General features: G+C 68.1%; 6 protein-coding genes. All 6 read right to left on the bottom strand.

The window, feature by feature from the left end:
- Position 1: 1 nt before the first annotated feature.
- From FHR37_RS20950 to pglW, 6 genes are read right to left on the bottom strand one after another with little or no spacing between them, the layout of a single operon-like run.
- Positions 2-2,101: a DEAD/DEAH box helicase gene (locus FHR37_RS20950; protein WP_092888170.1), complete on the bottom strand. Its 2,100-nt coding sequence runs from the start codon at positions 2,099-2,101 to the stop codon at positions 2-4.
- Positions 2,098-3,426 (bottom strand): BREX system ATP-binding protein BrxD, encoded by a 1,329-nt coding sequence (gene brxD / locus FHR37_RS20955; RefSeq protein ID WP_092888167.1) that lies wholly within the window; start codon positions 3,424-3,426, stop codon positions 2,098-2,100. Before brxD ends, FHR37_RS20950 begins: the two co-directional genes overlap by 4 nt.
- Positions 3,423-6,095 carry a BREX-2 system phosphatase PglZ gene (pglZ, locus tag FHR37_RS20960; protein ID WP_092888163.1) on the bottom strand — a complete coding sequence of 891 codons (2,673 nt, stop codon included), beginning with the start codon at positions 6,093-6,095 and terminating at the stop codon, positions 3,423-3,425. Before pglZ ends, brxD begins: the two co-directional genes overlap by 4 nt.
- Entirely contained in the window at positions 6,092-9,751 is a 3,660-nt protein-coding gene (locus FHR37_RS20965; RefSeq protein ID WP_139239151.1) for a phage resistance protein, read from the bottom strand. Before FHR37_RS20965 ends, pglZ begins: the two co-directional genes overlap by 4 nt.
- 14 nt (positions 9,752-9,765) lie before the next feature.
- On the bottom strand, positions 9,766-13,311 hold the full coding sequence (gene pglX / locus FHR37_RS20970; RefSeq protein ID WP_092888157.1) for a BREX-2 system adenine-specific DNA-methyltransferase PglX: 3,546 nt from the start codon (positions 13,309-13,311) through the stop codon (positions 9,766-9,768).
- Positions 13,308-17,465 (bottom strand): BREX system serine/threonine kinase PglW, encoded by a 4,158-nt coding sequence (gene pglW / locus FHR37_RS20975; protein ID WP_092888154.1) that lies wholly within the window; start codon positions 17,463-17,465, stop codon positions 13,308-13,310. The genes pglX and pglW overlap by 4 nt, the downstream gene beginning before the upstream one ends.
- Positions 17,466-17,569: the final 104 nt, after the last annotated feature.

Genomic DNA, 17,569 nt, shown 5'->3' on the forward strand with positions numbered 1-17,569 from the left:
CCTAATGGTTAATGACTTCTCGGAGCAAGCCGTCAAGCGTGTTCCGAATACCGAGCGGGTCCCGAAGTCGCTCACCCAAGGTGTCCCGTCCCAGGTGACTTGGGACGGCGGAGGAAAACTTGAGCCCGGCGAGGGCTGCGTCGTCTACGTGGGGGCGGGCTTCGAGTAGGGCTTCGTGTCGCTCGCTCAAAGCTGAGCGTAGGTCGGCGGCGCGCACGTGTGATTTCAGCCGGAGCCTCAGATCACCAACCGCTGCAGTGTCGTCCACCAGGTCGCCTAGGCCTTGAGCGAGTGCCGAGTTGGCGGCGAAGCCGACGAAGGTCCACCACTGCACCGTCCCCGACGCATCGTTGACCACGTAAGTACGGTCGCCGGCGCTCACGAAGGCGTGGTCTTCGCGCAGCTCGCTCAGCGCGTCCTGTGCTCGACGGGAAAGCCGGACCCCGTCAGGCGATGGGCCCGCCACGACATCGTGGTGTGCCCGGGCCAGCTCGTGGGACATGGTCCGCCCTCCTCCGTTCCACCGGGAGCGGCCACGCAGATCGGTCGCTTCTACGAAGACCTGCCGCCTTCTCCAGTCGACGTGCTTCACAATCCACGAACGTCCGCCGAGCAGCACCAACCGTGGACCACCCTCAGATCGCGCCACCAGGGATAGCGCGGACAGAGACCCAAGCACCTGCCGACCGAAGAGCACCTGGAGCAGTGGTTCGCTGGTGAAGGCGGAGGTCAACTCCAGGAAGTGCCGCCGCCCATACTCCTGCTCCGTCCGCGGACCGATCGACAACAAGCCACCGTCATCGACCACGAAGCCTTCGGCGACGAGATGGGCAAGCACCTTGTCGGCACCCGGCACGTCGGCCAGTCCATCTAGCCAGGCCCAAAGATCGTGATGGACTACCTGCCTCTCCTGCAGCATCAGGCCGAGGATCTGCTGCGCGACGATGTGCAGCGGGAGGACAGGCGGGCGCACTGGCTCTACGTAGCCGCGGTCCCACAGCAGCAGGATCGACGCGGCCTGCCACAGTGACTCCTGACGGGTGGTGAGGAACAACGTATTCCGTGTCGTCCCATGTCGCCGCCCAGTACGACCCATCCGCTGCAGGAATGACGCGACGGTCGACGGCGCGTCGATCTGGATCACGCGATCGAGGTCACCGATGTCCACCCCGAGTTCGAGCGTCGAGGTGGCGACGATGACGCAGTTGGATGCGACGGCGAATCCGGCCTCGGACTGCCGCCGCTCCGCCGCCGAAAGGGACGAGTGCGAGACGAACGTCTGCACGCCGTTGTACCGAAGAGCGACCGCCAGGTCCTCCACCTGAGTCCTGGAGTCGCAGAACACCAGCCGTTTCTCACCTTGGTGCAGGCGCGCGATCACGTGGGCCGCGTTCTGCACCGAGCCCACGTAGTCCAGCTCTACCTCCGGCACGGCATTGGAAGCGGCCACAGGCGGGTTCACCACCTGCCGCACCGCGGGCGAGTCCCCCGCGAACCAGTCCAGCAAAGCGTCTGGGTTGCCGACGGTCGCCGAAAGCCCGATCCGTTGCACGGGCCGGCCGGCAAGCCGGGTGAGCCGGGAGAGAACTCCGAGCAGGTGCCAGCCACGGTCGTCGCCGCCGAACGCGTGCAGTTCGTCAACCACGATCGTGCGCAGGTCACCGAACAGCCACTGGTGATCCACCCGCGCGGACATCAGCATCGCTTCCAGCGACTCGGGCGTGGTCAGGAGTACGTCGGGTGGGTCCTTGGCGATCCGCTGACGAACCGAGTCCGGCACGTCCCCATGCCACACCGCTGCGCGACGGCCGAGCCAGGACGTCATGGCCGAGAGACGAGGCTCGAGATTGTTGACCAGTGCCCGGAGCGGACACACGTACAGAACGCTTAACCCCCGCCATCCCTCGGCGGCCATCCGGGACAGCAGCGGCAGGATCGCCGCCTCGGTCTTCCCACCGGCCGTGGGAGCGAGCAGCAACGAGTCCTCGCCGGCGAGGACCGGCGCCACGGCGGCTTCCTGCAACGGCCGCAGCGACGACCAACCCAGGCTGTTCACCACGTGGTACTGAACGGCCTGGTGCAGATCGTCGAAGCCGCTCACAGCCTCAGGTCGATCTCGTCGACGGAAGCGGCGGAAGCTAGCGGCGGTGGTGTCGGCATAGTCGCACGCTCGGCATCCGTGAGCTCCCAACCCGACACCCGCACCGAGTAGTCCCGCCGGGGATCGAACGAAGCGTGCTGGTCCACGCGGTCCAGGACGTCGACCAGCTTCTTGACGAAGATCCGCGGAGCCACGCCCACCCTGTCGCCGAAATGACCGGCGACAGCCCGCGCGAGGTCGGCGATGTAGGCGTCGTCGACCAGATCGGTCAGGCGGTCGCGATGCGCCGACCCCGCCACGTAGAGATCCCGCACCCGCGACCCGAGTTCGAGCAAGGAGTCCTTGTCAAAGCCCGGCAGTCGGATCTGTACCGCGCGCGGATTGTCGAACGTCGGCTCGCTGGAGAAGTCCACATGCAACCGCTGGGCGAGCGGGGCGAGCCGCTGCATCCCCTGCGGCCCGTCGAAGAACGCCGGCGTACCGGTGATCACCAGCATCAGTCCGGGAAAGCGTCCGGAGTCAACGTCGTCGACGAGCTGTCGCAGCGCGTTGAGCGCCTTGTCACGTACGTCGGAACGAACACGTTGCAGCGTCTCCACCTCGTCCAGCACGACGAGCAGCCCCGCGTGTCCGCTGTCCCGCAGCACCGCAAGCAGTCCTTGCAGGAACCCGAGCGCGCCGTCATGATCCAGGTCGCCCCGAAGCCCAGCGACCCGCTTGACCGACGCGCCCACGTGCGGTTGTCCACCCAGCCAGGCCATCAACCCCTCGGCCACGGCGACGTCACCGGCGACACTCGCGCGCCGGTAGGCGCGCAGCGCGGCAGCGAACGACGGAGCCACACGACTGACCGCGGCAAGTCGCTGCTCCAGCAGCTCCCCGACGCGCTGCTCCAGCTCGTCATCGTCGACCTGGCCCTCGGCGAGCACGTCCTCCTCGAGCGCGAAGAACCACGAGTCGACGATGGGACGCAGAGCGCTCGGGGTGAACTCGGCAGTGGCGAGATGCTCGGTGAGCCGTCGGTAGACGGTCTCCAACCGGTGCAGCGGAGTCTCGTTCTCCGAGATCTGGACCTCGGTGGTGGCGAGCCCAGCACGCTTCGCGCGTTCGGCGAGCCAGCGACTGTAGAAGGTCTTGCCCGCGCCGTACTCACCGCGCACCGCCTTGAAGACAGCCTGGCCCGAGGTGATCCGGCCAAGCTCCTCCCCCACGGCGGACTCGAACCGCCCCAGCCCGACGGCCAGGACGTCAAGCCCCTGTTGCGGAACCGTCCCACGGCGCAGCGCGTCGATGATCTCCCGCCGCCGCTGCTCGCTGATGCTCACGTCTCTCCCGCCTGCGTCCTGAGAAGGGCCGCATTGAGCCGCACGGTGTCGCCCTCGATCGTGAGTACCTCATAGCCGTCCAGGTTCACAACCCGCTGGGCAGCCGCGACCTGGTTGGCCACCCGTCCGTCCGGGATGTCCAGCACCCGCGCCACGACGGCACGGGTCGCCGCACCACCATGAGCATCGAGTGCCCGCAGCAACACTTCGAGACGTTCGGCCGGCATGCCACCGCGCCGGACCCGCTGCAGCTGCGCCGTGACCGCGTCGCTGGCGAGCACTCGGGTGATCCAGCTCTCAGCCGCAACCTCCTCTGCGCCGAAGAGCGCATCCTCGGCAGGTGCCGAAGTGAGAGTCGGGACCGAGGCCACGCGGCGGCCGTTGCCGCCGTTCTTCCGCTTCGACGGCGCACGCTCGGCCGCAGGCCGGTCCGCTTCCGCCCCGGTCGTCGTGCCCACCCACCAGTCCGGCTGGGGATGATGCCGTACGCGCCAACCAGGCACGTCCAGTGCCGTACGAGCCAACAGCGCAAGCGGGATGACGACCTCCTGGGCGCTCGCGCCTCCGTGGTAGCCGTTGCGCTGTTTGGCATAGCGCAGCTTCTCGTTCCACGGTGCGACCACCCGGCCGCCACCGAGCAGCACCCGCGGCCCGGACAGTTCCACCTCGTCAACCTCGACTGGACGCGTGGACGTACGGAACCGCGCTCCCCCACTGCTGTCGGACTCCAGTCGCGATCCGCGTTCGTGGACATGGCCGTGGTCACTGACCAGCAGCACGACCCGATCGGCGTCGTGGCCCGCGGTGAGCAGCTCCACGAAACGGTCCACGGAGTCGGCGGTCCACGGCGTACGGCCGCCCTTGTCGAGCGTGTCGTCCACCGTGTTGACGACCGCGCCCACCACTCTCGCGGTGCCGCTGATGGCCTCGCGCACTTCGGTCGACAGTGCGCTGCCGGCTTTCGCCGCAGTCAGGTTGCTCTTGTGGAACAGCGGCCACCCCCGCTCACCGAACGCGGCCCGCTCCGCACCGGCCGACCCGTCCGCGAGACGACCGGTCAGCAGGCTCGTCCGGGAGACGCGAGTGATGGACGGCAACACCGAGATGACCGGACGCTCCGGCGTCAACGTGTGCTCGGACCATCCCCGGGTGGATAGGTCCTCCACGAGTTCGCGCGCCACACCGGTGGACAGGCCGTCCAGCACGAGCACCAGCACACGTTGTTGCTCCGCCAGTGGAAGGAGGACGTCGGTCAGGACGTCCTCGACCGGCAGCAGGTCCGTCAGCGTCGAGCCGGTGCGGACGTGATCGGCAAGGAGGCGGGCGAACCGTTCCTCGTGCTCCGCTCGGATCCCGTCGACAACCTCACACAGCGCGGCATACGCGTCGGCGACCGCCTGGTCGACGTCGCCTTCCCATACGCGGGCCCTCGCCACGTCCACCCAGGCGTCGCCGCTCTGCTGGCGGCGCGCCGCCTCGGCCAGATCGGGGGCGGGCTTGGGCGGAGCGCTTCGCTGCAAGGCGACCCAGCGCACCAGCCGGGCGGCCATGGCCGCCCGCCGGCACCGTTCGGCGTGATCACCCACCAGCGCGTGGGAGAGAACGTCGCCGAGCGCCTCCTCCATCGGCCCCAGATGCGCGGGCGAGAGTGACCGCTTACGAAGCAGCCGGGCGATCTCGGCTCCCAGGCGAGCGATGCGCTGGCCGAGCCCGACCTCAAGGATGACGCTCGCGTATGCAAGAGCCGTGGCGTTCTGCTCGGCGAGGATCTCCTCGGCCTGGTGAATCACCTCGCCCACACCGGCCCGACCGCCTGCTGTCAACCGCCGCTGGACAAGCGCGTCGGCGGCCTTGCCCCATTCGCGGGCGACCTCGTCGGCCAGCGCACCCCCGACCGTGCGGGTCTCCAGCATCGTGCGAGGGACCTTGCCGTCGTTCAGCACACCCGGCTGCGTCAGTGCGGACAGGACGAGCCCCACCGCCACGGTGTCCTCACCGTGCTCGCCAGACATGCACCGCACCACCGCGTCGATGACCCGGCCGTCCCGGCTGCGCCCGACCAGCCACTCCGACAGACCGGCGCGAACCGGCTCCTCGACCGCCCGCCACCGCTCGATGTGCGCGGGGTCGAGCGTCCACTGCAGCATCGCGGCAAGGTCCAGATCTGCCCGATCCAGTCCCGCCAGGTGGTGACACAGCTCCGAGAGCGCGGCCTCCTTGTCGAGGTAGCCGCTTCGGACAGGCTCGTATCCCTCGCTCGGCGCGTACTTCAGCAGGGTGTCCACGGCCCAGCTCATCCGGGTGAGGTCGGGTGCGATCTCGCGGCAGCGGAACAGGCTGGTCAGCTGGTACCACCGGTCGAGCGGCAGCACCTTGTTTCCGGCGATCCGGGCGCGGATGCTGTCACCGAGTTCGGCGCTCTCCTGGTCGGTGAGGAGTACGAGGAGATCCGAGCTCGGCAGGTCGTCCAGCTGGTCCAGGGCATCCCGCATCGCCAGGGTGGAGACACACGGGCGGACGACCGCGCCGCGTCCGTTGGACAGCTCCACCCGTTCGTCGTGGGTCCACGACGGACTGGCCAGCAGCGCGACCACGCGGGCCGCGTTGTCGGCCTTGAGGACGTCGACGACCTTGGAGCGCACCAGGGCCGGGGTGGCGAGGAGGCTCATTCCGCCTCCCAGGTGATCCGCACCCGGCGGTGCTGACGGACGAGATTCTCGATCGTGGTGAGCACCTCCTGTACCGAGGCGGCGTCGGCCCTCAGCTCCCCATGCGCTGCACTGACGTCCGGCCGGGGTGGTGAGTCCGACAGCGTAGGCCGCGGAAGAACGTCGGGGATGGACGCCGGCTGCCGCTGTGTCGCCTGCAGGACGAGCTGCCGGGCTCCCGCGTCCGCGGACCCCAGCGCCGGCTGCAGATGTTTACTGAACTCGTTCGCCGCCCACACCTGCGCCAGGTCGTCGACGATGCCGGCTGCCCGCAGCCCGAGCGGGTGCTCGGGACCCCAGCTCGCCACTGTGGCCAGGATGTTCCAGTCCAGCCGGCGGATGGCACTCAACAGGTCGCCGGCCATCGCGAGGCTCCGGGAGACATGTAGGCCGGGCGCGGGCAGGTGCGCGCCGGCGAAACGTTCTACGAGCGCCACGTCACCTGTGGCCGCCTCCAACTCCTCACACAGCCGGCCGGCACCGTCGGCAATCTGATACCGCTCGGTCGACGTCGGGTCGACTCCGCGCAGCACAGTCGGTCCTCGCTCCGCCAGCGCGCTGACCAACTGCTCGGCCGCACTCCGATACGACGCGACCTTCGACCGCACCCGTTCGGCCAGCACGCTGACGTTGCGGGCGGTCAGCAGTTCGGTGACGTCTCCGATTCCGAAGATCGCCTGTGCGCGCTCGCGCGCCTCCCGCCAGGTGTCCTCGCCGGGGAGTTCCTGCTCGACGAGTTCGGCGTCGGAGGGCAGCAATTGCAGGAGTCCGACGTCGATCGGCGGGCGAGTGCGGCTGACGATGCTGCGGTTGGTCTGCTCGGCGAACACCAGCAACACCAGGTCCGCGATGTCCTGCGGGAGCCCCATCCGCTGCGGCTCGTCCAGCCACGCGCGCAACTGGCCGACACTCACCGGCTTCCCGCCGAGCCCGGCGTCGGAGATTCTCCGGTTGAGGTGCTGCACCCAGTGGTGCCCGAGGACGAAGTGCTGGGCGTGCTGTTCACCGAGGCGCAGCGGCATCGCGATCCGGCTCATCACACCGCGTTCACCGGTCTCGACCATGATGCGGTGGCCGGGATCCTCGATCGCCCGGCGCACCTGGGCGTGCACCTTGCGCAGGTCGGGGGTCCGCACCTCGGCTGTCCCGAACATCGGGTGCGCCGGGAAGTCCGAGGCGAGCATCTGGTCGAGCAGATTCTCGTACGCCTGCTTCATGCTCGCCCCAGCCGGCACCTTCGGCTCGAAGCTCGGGTCGAGGCTGGCGAACATGTCGATCCCGCCGTGCGAGGTGTCGACGAGCGTCTCGTCAGGAGTGCCGATGCCGTACGCCTGCAGCAGTGCGTTCTCCAGCCTGCTTCGCAGCTGGTTCCGCTGGGCGTCCATCTGCTGGCGCGCGACAGCCCGGTCGTTGTCGGACAGGTGCCCGGCCAGCTGGTCGAAGCTCGGTCCCAGCGCGTACTGCAAGCGCACATAGCGACCGAGGTCGCTGACGGCCTGGGAGGTCAGGTGTCGGGGCACCCAGCACACGGTGTGCGCCGGCCGACGGTCGCGGAGGGCCCGGATGCGTTCGAGGTCCTCGACCGGCGAGTGCCCCTCCTCGTCGAATGGGTAGTCCAGAATCGCACGCCAGCCGTCGTGGCTGGGCTGGAAGGCACTGTCGCCGAGGTCCGCGGGGTCGCGGACGTTGCCGTAGAGAAGTTCGACGGTACGCCGGGTGCCGCGCCAGGTCGTGGAGGTGACGGTCACGCCGTCGATGCCGAGACTCTCCCGGGTGCCGAGCAGGTCGAACAGCAGCAGCCGTATGACCTGACGGCGTGCCCCGGAGGAGTCCGCGGACTTGGCGTTGTCAAGGATCCCCTCGATGTCCACGCCTTCGAGGCGTACGGAGATCAGCGGGTTGGTCTCGTCACCGGTGATCTGCACCGTACCCAACCGGCCGCCCCATCGGCGGACGACATCGAGCACAATCGCCGATTCCCGGCCGGGCACCATTGATCGGATGTAGCCATGGTTGAGGGCGACGATCTTGCGCGCGGTCAGGTCGCGCAGCGACTCGACCTCCGGCATCAACGCGGCCAGTACCAGCGTCTTCGCGATCCGGTCGTCGCGGCGGAACGCGTGCGTGGCCGGCAGGCCCGGCACGTCGTCCTCGTTCACCTTGTTGATCTCCAGAATCAGCCGACGCAAATCGCCGTAGACCTTCTGCGCGCTGCGCCACAGGTTGCCGAGCTCGCCGGTGAGCGGGTCGTCGCCGGCTACCAGCACGTCGAACAGGTCCGCGATCGGGACAAGCTGCCCGAGCTGGAGGGTGCTGCGCTGCTCGACCAGGATCTGCCGCATGACCCGGAGCGCGGTCCGTTCCCGCTGCAGCGCGCCGGACAGCGCGACGAGCGTCTCCACGAACGCCGGGGTGAAGGGGTACGTCAGCCGGAACTCGTTGCGGCCGGCGTTTTCCGTCATCAGCGCCGAGCGGATGTCCTGGCGTACCTGCTCCGTCGCGGCGAATGCAGCGTCGATCTGTCCACGAGCCGAATCGCTTACGGGCTTGAGAACACGCCGGGAGGCGATCAACGGAAGGTTGTTGTCGGACAGGCTGATCGTGCCGAACCGGCCCTCCCACCACTTCAGGCTGTCGGCGAAGGCGAGGTGTTCGGTGCCGGGCAGGTTGGTGCCGACGAGTTCGCGCAGGTCACGCTGGCGGGCGATGAAGCTGATGATCGGCGCGGGGCGGTTGGCGTTGGAGGCCTCGACGAGCTTGCCGACCTTCGGCGCCTCGCGGGCAACCCATGTGTGGTCACCCATCCTGGTCGCGAACCACAGGATCAGCTCGTCCAGGAACAACACCAGGCCGTCGTAGCCGAGCTGGGCGGCGTGCTGACTGATCGCCGCCAGTCCGTCGTCGATGTTGACGTACGACGATCGCGCACCGCGGGCGAGCTCGGCGAAGCCGGGCAGGACGTCCTGCAACGCGGTGACCAGTTTCCCCCGCTCCTTGTTCTCCGGCCCCATTCGCAGCGCCGCGTCGAAGCGTTTGGCGTCCCAGCCCGCAGCCTCTTCACCCCAGTCCTCGTCCTTGTCGCCGAGGAGTGCGAAGAACGACTCGTCGCCGAGCCGTTCACGCAGGGCCTTCGCGCTGTCCAACAGCGGCGTGTCGATGAGGACGGCGGGCAGCGGTGCGTCCGGGTGCACGGTGCGCACGTACGACAGGTAGCCGCCGAGAACGCCGTCCTCAACCGACTCCTTACCGACCAGGTGGTACGGCACCATCAGGAACCGCTTGCTGCCGATGAGCTTGTCGTACTTGTGCACCACCGGCGCGAGGTCGTTGATGGCGCGCGCCCTGGGGTGGTTGTCCAGAAGGGCATGCAGAACGGCCATGAAGTGGCTCTTACCAGAACCGAACGAGCCGTTGAGGTAGGCAGCCTTGCTGCTGCGATCGGCGAGCGCGGACCGGATCAGCGACAGCGCCTCGTCAAAGCGCTGCGCGAGCTCCGGTGTGACGACGTAGTTGTCCAGGGTGCGGTCGACGTCACCGACACCTTGGGAGAGGTCGAGTACGAAGTCGCCCTTGTGAACAGCATCGGGGACCTCAATGACTTCGGAAATCAGCGTCATGGTGGCGGTTCCCCTCAGGTGGTCTTGCGTCGGCGGCCGCGGGTCGGGGCCGGTGGCCGCCACGCGGTGAGGTCGTCTCGGGTCAGGCCGAGCTGGAGCAGCACCTGGTCGAGGTAGCCCTCGTAGGCGTCCGCAGGGGCCTGCCCGAACTCCGGGTCGACGTCGGGGTGCCACTGACGGATCCACGGCAGAAGTTCGGCCAGGGCGGCGAGCAGCGGGACGAGTTGCTCCGCGCCCCAGGCGTCGAGCTCCTGGCGTTCGGTGACGTAGGCGACCAGGGCCTGCGCCTGCTGCAGGTGGTCGAACCCGGCCCAGCCGAGCAGCAGCGTGCCGTCACGGGACGCCTCCGGGTACGACGTGAACCGCTCCTTGGGGACGTCGAGCTTGCCGCGGTTACGCCAGTACGTCGCGGAGCGGAAGTCGCCCTGCTTGTACTTCGGCGGCACCGCGATCTTGCCGACTCTCTCTCCGGCGTCCTCGCGGCGCTGCAGGACCCAGGTCTGCTCCCACGCCTTGCGAATGCGCATTCCGGAGTCGGTGTAGCGCCAGGCGGAGGTTCCAGGGACGTGCTGATCACGCACCAGGTCCCGCACCACGTCGAGAAGGTCCAGGTCGCGGGCGTACAGCTGGGCGACGGACACGAAGTCCTCGTCGGTCCGCAACTCGTCGGCAAGCTGCGCCGCGCTTCGCAGGGTCGGCTCGGGACGGAACCACAGCGCCCGATCCTCCAGCCGGTCCTGTAACCAGCCACGCAGCGCGTCGGACTCCATGTCCTCCCACGAGCGGGTTGCCCAGCGTCGCTTGCACTCCGGACGCTCGATCAGATGGAGGTATGGGTCGTCGGCGATCTTCTCCAGCCGACGCTCAACCAGCGCGCGATAGTCGGCCGGCCAGTGGTCGGGGAGCTCGGTGATGGGAGTCGAGCCATGACGGGTGAACCACTGCGTCTCGACCTCACCGGCGGCCATCTTCCGGGCCAGCGCGATCTCGAACGCTCGCTGGCCCAGCTTCAGCTGCGGCTTGGTGACATCGTTGCCCACCAGGTCGTTGGTGTCGTCGCCGAGCAACCCGTAAAGGCCGTAGACCTCCCAGTCCAACTCCTCCTGCGCCGAGATCATCTCCGCCCGGATCCGCAACCACTCCGCCTGCGCGGCGCTGAGCACTTCCCAGTCGGGCACCCCCTTCTCGGCAACCGCCTCCGGAGTCGTCGCATGCAACTCCTGGGCAAGGGAATCCATGCGAGTGGCGCGGCCCAGCGGAGCCCCATCTGGCAGCGGAAATTTCGACACCTTGGTTGAATTGAACGCGTACCTGGGCTCCCACTCTTCGTCGCCGATACCGCCACCGATCCCGCCGACACCTTTGTTATGACTGACCTGCTTGAGCCAGAAGCATGCGGTGGACGAATTCAGCAGCCCGAGCAATTCCAAGTATTGCTCCTCCGACGACTCGACTGGCAACTTAATCACCGGCGCCGTCTGCTTGAAGATTCTCCTTTCTCGGTCCAGCACGAAGTGATTGTGCGTAGCCACCTCTGCCCAGCTAAGCGTAAGTGGCCATTGGAGCTTCTCGCGATAGAGTTCCCCGTACTCATACCACACGAATCCTTTAATCGAAGAAACTACACGACCGAAGCGTTTTCGGTTCAACAATGTAGTTCGGTAAGGCCAGCATCGCCGAATGATTGGCTCCGCACCTATCCCCGACAGTGGATAAAGGTCGGCGCCATACGGCCACGTTGCCACCGTGCCGCCGAGACGACCCCAGTCCCGCTCCTCATCACCAAGAACCATCGCACGCACTGGTACTTGGAACGGCCTACTTAAGCCGCGAATGTCGTCAGCGAGAAAGACGTCGTCTTCAGCGGTGATCGCAACGAAGCCAGAGTATGCAATCTCGCTGTCAAGAGTTTCCCTTTCGGTGGAGTCTATGTGCGCAAGTAGTTCACCCGCTCCTCCACCGGAGAGGCTCCATGGATAGGTGTACAGAGTTGAGTTGGATATGTCTGCGACCGAGACATATGCCGTTTGCAATCCAGCCACTTCGAAGTTGTCCACGATCGAGGACCAGACAAGCCCCGTCGCTGGCTGAGGAGGAGCTTTCGGTTCCCCACGGATTCCGAGGACGGCACGGACCGTCTCCACGACCGGAGGTCTCTGACGACCAAACAGAATCACGGTGGGAGTGCCGTGGCCAGGAATGTAGGCGCCGCTAGTGTCGATGACTAATGTGAGGTCGATTGTGGGGAAGAACTCCTCAATGAGCTTCCGGCCGAACTCGCGCTTCATGAATGAGTTGGACGTGATCTGCCCGGTGAATCCGCCTGGCACGGCAAGGTCGAAGAGGCGCTGCGCGAAAGGTACCGATAATGCGTACTTGCCAGCGCAGGCACTCCAGGCCTGTCGGTAAAGCTTGTTGAGTAGCGGATCCTTGACAGTAATGTAGGGCGGGTTGGCGACGACGGCGTGGTAGCGGTCGCCGAGGATCTCCTCCAGTTCGGCGGCGTCCTCGTACTCATAGACGAACTCGCCCTCACCGGACTGCCCGGCCATCGCAGCCTCGGTGACGCCCGCGATCGCAGCCTGGCCGTTCCGCGTACCGAACAAGAGCGAGTCCCCGATCGCGACCCGCACCCGCCAGGCCGGAGCATCCTTCAAGCGGTCGATTCCGCAGGCAGTCAGCGCCGCGACGAGTAGACGGAACCTCGCGATCGCCGCCGCGTATGGGTTGATGTCGACGCCGTTGACCTGACGCAGCACGCGTTCGACGTGCACCCGCACGTCCGCCCCCGGCTCCAGGTGCTGCCACCGCCGTAGCAACCGCGCAAACGCACCCAGCAGGAAGTGCCCCGATCCGCACGCCGGGTCGATCAGCCGTACGTCCGCCAGCCCGAATTCCTCGATCGCCGGGTCGAGCGTCCGGTCGAGGATGAACTCCTCCACGAACTCCGGCGTCTGGAGCAGTGCGTAGTCCTTACGGGCCTGCTCGGACAGGTCCTGGTACAGGTCACCGAGGAACCGCGTCGACAGCGACGGGTCGGTGAAGTCGTGCAGGAGCAGGCCGGTCTCGGGGTCGATCCGCCGCCAGAAGTCCAGCAGCGCCGTGGCCATGTCCGGGGACGGATCCATGACGTGCAAGGGGTTCTGCCGCTCGACCAGGGCACGGGTGACTTCGGAATCCTCCAGCCGGTTGATCGCCGCACGCAGGTAGTCAAGGTCGGAGTGCGAGGAGTACTCGCGGAAGTAGGCGTCCTGACGCTCGCGCGCCTCGGCCAGTCGCTCACCTGGTCCGGCCAGCATCGCCTGCTCCAGCAGGCGGTTGTCCTCGCAGAATCTCGCGAATACGCACGCCAGCACCCAGCCGGCTGCCACCTGGGTGAGCTGCTGCCCGCGCCAGGTCTCGAAAGGCAGGCCCGTCCGGTTGCCCTTGACCGCCGCTTCGTACCGCTTCTCCAACCGGTTCGCCGCCGAGCCGTCGGACTCGGCCAGCCGCAGGAGATCGGCCTCGATCGACCGAACCTGACGTTGCAGGTCTGCCAGCAGTCGCCTCGCGTCGATCATGCGGCCCCACCCTCCCGAAGTACCGACTCGTGCTTGCTGATCCATTCCTCCGGCAGTGGCATCCACTGCGACCCGAACACCGGCACGGCCACGCCGTCCAACTTCGGGGGCGAGTCGTCGGGCCCCGGCACCACCAGCCACACCGTGCGAACCGGAGAGTCCGCCGTCGCCCGGAACACCTCGTCACGGAGTTCGTCGAGGATGCGCAGGCTCGGGTCGTACCTCGCCAGCACACCGGCGTGGGTGAGCAGGACGCACGGCCCCGCCTCCCGGATCGCCTCGCGCACCCGGGTCAGCGCGCCGCCCTGCACCACACTCGACAGCCGCGACCAGTCACGCGACGAGCGGTCTGCTGCGTCGGCGGCAAGCACGACGTCCCACTTCACCCGGCGTTCCTTGCAGTACGCGCGCAGGCCGGCGAGGAACTCGCGTTCGACGTCGACGGTGTTCACCTGTTGGTGCGACAGACAGGCCTCCGCGCGGGCCAACCTGCTCGGGCGTACGGAGAGGACTACCCAGCCGCCGTCGTCCAGCGAACGCGCCAGCCGGTCGTCGGCAGCCACGACGGCGTTCTCGACCCGACGCCAGTCCGCCTTCGACAGTGTGCCGCCGGTCGTACCCCGCTGTGGTGTCGAACGCCCGGTCGTCAGGAACGCCGAGGTGAGCCCCGCGCCCTCCGGTTTGCGGGCGAGGTACTTCGACTGATCGGCGTTCCACACCAGCGGTACGCCGGCGGATTCCAGCAGCGTGTCGAGTTCGGGGCGACCCGGCAGCGGCGCGGCGTAAGGGAACCGCGACATCACCCGCTCGGCCACCTCGCCCGGGCTCAGCTCGCTGACCCCGTACAGCGCACCCGCCGCAAGCCGCACCGCGCGGCCGGCGTCCAAGCCGCGCGGATAGATCTCCAGGCGCGGTGTGACGGCGGCAATCTCCGCGGCGAGCGCAGCCACCTCGACCAGCCGATCAGGTGCCAGCAGGCTCGGGTCCGTGCTGTCCGGTGCGGGGACCTCGCGGAGCGTCTCCACCACGCGCGCGGGCACGGGCAGCGGGTCCGCCGCCGCCATCGTGTCCGCGGCCTCACCGAGTCCCGACGCCCACTCCAGCCGCTCGGCGGTCGACGGTCCCTCGCCGACCTCCAGCGGACCCGCCGCGACCAGGATCCCGTGGGTCTGGCGGCTGTAGACAAGGCGCGGGTCGCCGTCCAGGTGCTCGTCGGCGAGCTCGGCGTCGATCGCCACCCGTACCAACGCCTCGGCAAGCCGCGACCGCAGCGGCTCCTCCACCGTGCTGCCCAACCGGTCCAGCAGCCTGGCAGCGCAGTGCGCAGCGGACGCGACTCCACCGACCGACTCCACGACCTCGACCACAACGTCGCGGAGTACGCGCATGCCGTCCAAGCCGACCCAGTGATCCTCGAGCCGCTGGACCGCCTGGCGCATCGTGCGCTGGTCTCGGCCGAGCACCTTGGACGCATCGCGGGTGCTCGCCCACGCGGTGCCACCGGCTTCGCCCAGGCCGAGCAGCGCCTCCGCTACGGCTCTGTCCGCGGAGTCGGGGACCAGCGCGTCGGCCACCTTGTCCAGCAAGGTGGGTTCGGTGGGCCGTTCCTGTGTCGACGCGGCGACCTGGTCGGCGAGGTCGCTCAGTTCCTTGTGCAGCCGCTCCCGCGTCTTTGTGCCGATGCCGGGCAGCCAGGTGAGCTGCGCCGGGGGCAAGTCGAGTGCGGCGCCCACGTCGGTGGCGTTCAGTCGTTCGAGAACGGCGAGGACCTGAGGCGACAAACCCACCGCGCCGATGGGGGTCTCCCGGCTGACCCGCTGTGCCGCCGGCTGGTCCGGCACGACCGTGGAGGGCTTGGCGAACACCGCGTCCCAGGCGCGCTGCATCTCTTCGGCGGTGTCAAACCGCTTGCGGGCTTCGCGGTGCAACGCTCGCCGGAAGAAGTCTGCCAGGCCGACTGCGTAGGAACGGTCGAACAGCTCCGGGTCGATCGTCACGTCCGCGTCGCCGTAGCCCGGGTGCCCACCACCGGCGCCATAGGTCGGCCGCCGGGCGGTGGCCATCTCGTACAGCGTGACCGCCGCGGCGTACCGCTCGGCCGCGGTGTCCCAGCGACGACGGTCCCCGCGGCCGAGGAAGGGATCGAGATAGGGCGGGGTGCCTGCCTCGACCGCCTCCAGCGGCTCCCGAGACAAGGAGAAGTCGAACAGGACCAGACGCCGCTTCTTACCCTTGCCGCCGACCTCGCCGATCCCGAGGTTGTCCGGCTTGATGTCGCGATGCGCCACGCCGGTGCGTTCGAGGTGGTGGACGGATGTGAGCAGGTCCGTGCCCCAGTCGTGCAGCCACTCCGGCTGCAGGCGCCCGCGTTCGCGGAGCTCTCTCGTGAGGGTGCCTCTTCCGGCGTACGTGAGGAGGATCGCCAGGCGGCCGCCTACTTGCACCGGATCCGGATCCAACAGCTGGACGATGCCCGGGTGCTCGCCGAGGAGCGCGAGCGCCGCGGCCTCGGACCGGATGCGGGCGTCCTTCTCGGGGGCCAGCGAGACCTTGAGGACCGCTTCCTTGTCGTCCCGCTCGACCAACAGCGCCAGGGCGGTGGAGCCACGGCCGAGCCGTCGTACGACCCTGAAGCCGTCCTCCAGCTCTGCGCCCGCCTCAGCTGTGAGCGGATCCACGGCGACAACCTGCTCCGCTGCCTCGGCCGCGAGCTGTTCCCGGAGCGTGTCCAGGTCGAGCAGGAACGCGGCCATGTCCTGTGTCCGCTTGGCCACGTCGGCTGTCGTCGCCTTGGCGACCAGCGTGTCCAGCCGGTCGCCGACATTGTCGACCTGGGCGCTCAGGGACAGGCACCCCTGCGACAACAGCCGCCGGGCCAGGGCGCCGAACGACGACGCCGGTGGATTCCCTGCGAACAGCAGATACGCGATGGCACCCACGCCGAACACGTCCAGGGTGACGCCGTTCTGGCTCCCCCACGCCCACTCCGGAGCGAAGTAGGCGGTCGCGCCTTCCTCGGCCAGCTCGGCGAAGGTCTGCGTCGAACTCACCGACGAGCCCGTGGTCGACTCCGAGCCTCTGGTCGCGGTCTGCCAGTCGGTTACCTGGAGATGGAAGCTGTCGCCGTCGCGGCGTACCCACACACATTGAGGGCTCAGCCCGCGGTGGGCGAGCGTTCGGCGGTGTGCGTAGGAGATGGTCTCCGCGAGCGCTCGCAGGAGGGACAGGCGGGCGTCCAGGTCGAGCCTGGCGTCTTCCTGCTGCAGGAAATGGTCGAGGCGTACCAAGCTCGGATCGTGCGGGAAGATCAGCGCCGGGCCCAGGTCGTGCTCGACGAAGTCGATCGGGCTGGCGATGCCGCTGTAGTCGATGCCGCGAAGTGCGCGGTACTCGCGCTCGGCTGCTCGTACGAGCTGCGCCCGGCGGTCGCCCGCCTCCGCCTCACCTGCCAGGTAGATGCGCGCACGGCGAGGCGGGTCGTCTTGGAAGCGCTCGTGGCGGGCCAGGAAGTCCTGCCAGCCCGGGCCCTCATGCATTGCAGGCATATCCAGGCGGAGGGTGCCAAGTTTGCGTCCGCGCTGGGACTGACGGATGCCAGCCTGGTCCACCGCCTTGGCGATCGCGGCCGACATCGTGGCGTCGACGTCGTCGCCGGGCTCTGTGATGTGGGCAAGGACGCTGGGCAGACCGTCGTGATCCTGGCGCCCAAACACGTGGGCGAGGCCTTCGGACTTCAGGCGTACGTCGAGACTGGCGTCGGACAGGAAGACCGCGCCCTCGACCCACGGCATGCGCTTAACGCCCAGTGCAGCACGCATCGCGGGTTGGGTCGCGAGGAGCGACTTCAGCTTGCGGGCTTTGCGGGTCGCGCCGATCACCGGGTTGTCGACGGGCGCACGGTGAGTCTGCTGCCAGGTGCCGGCGTCACCGACGAGGATGCCCGCCCACGACTTGACCTCGAGGACGATGACGCGTCGCGGCGTGACGAGCAGCAGGTCGATCTCGTTGACCGACCCGTCCGTACCGATGAACTCGGCGTTGGCCCAGGCGCGGTAGGGCTCCTTCTCCGGCAGGAGCGTGCGCAGATATGCGAGCGCAGCGCGCTCCCACGAAAACTCCGACGGCGTGCACTGAACCCAGCGTCCGACGTCCATCGCCCCCCTCCCCGACGGCCTGGACACGCGAACGCGCCCGCCGTCGAGTTGTTGGACTCGCGACCAAGATCATTCGCGCGGTCACCCTAGCAGCGCGTAAAGCG

Origin of the sequence: Actinopolymorpha cephalotaxi, from assembly GCF_013408535.1 — a bacterium.
Lineage (GTDB): Bacteria > Actinomycetota > Actinomycetes > Propionibacteriales > Actinopolymorphaceae > Actinopolymorpha > Actinopolymorpha cephalotaxi.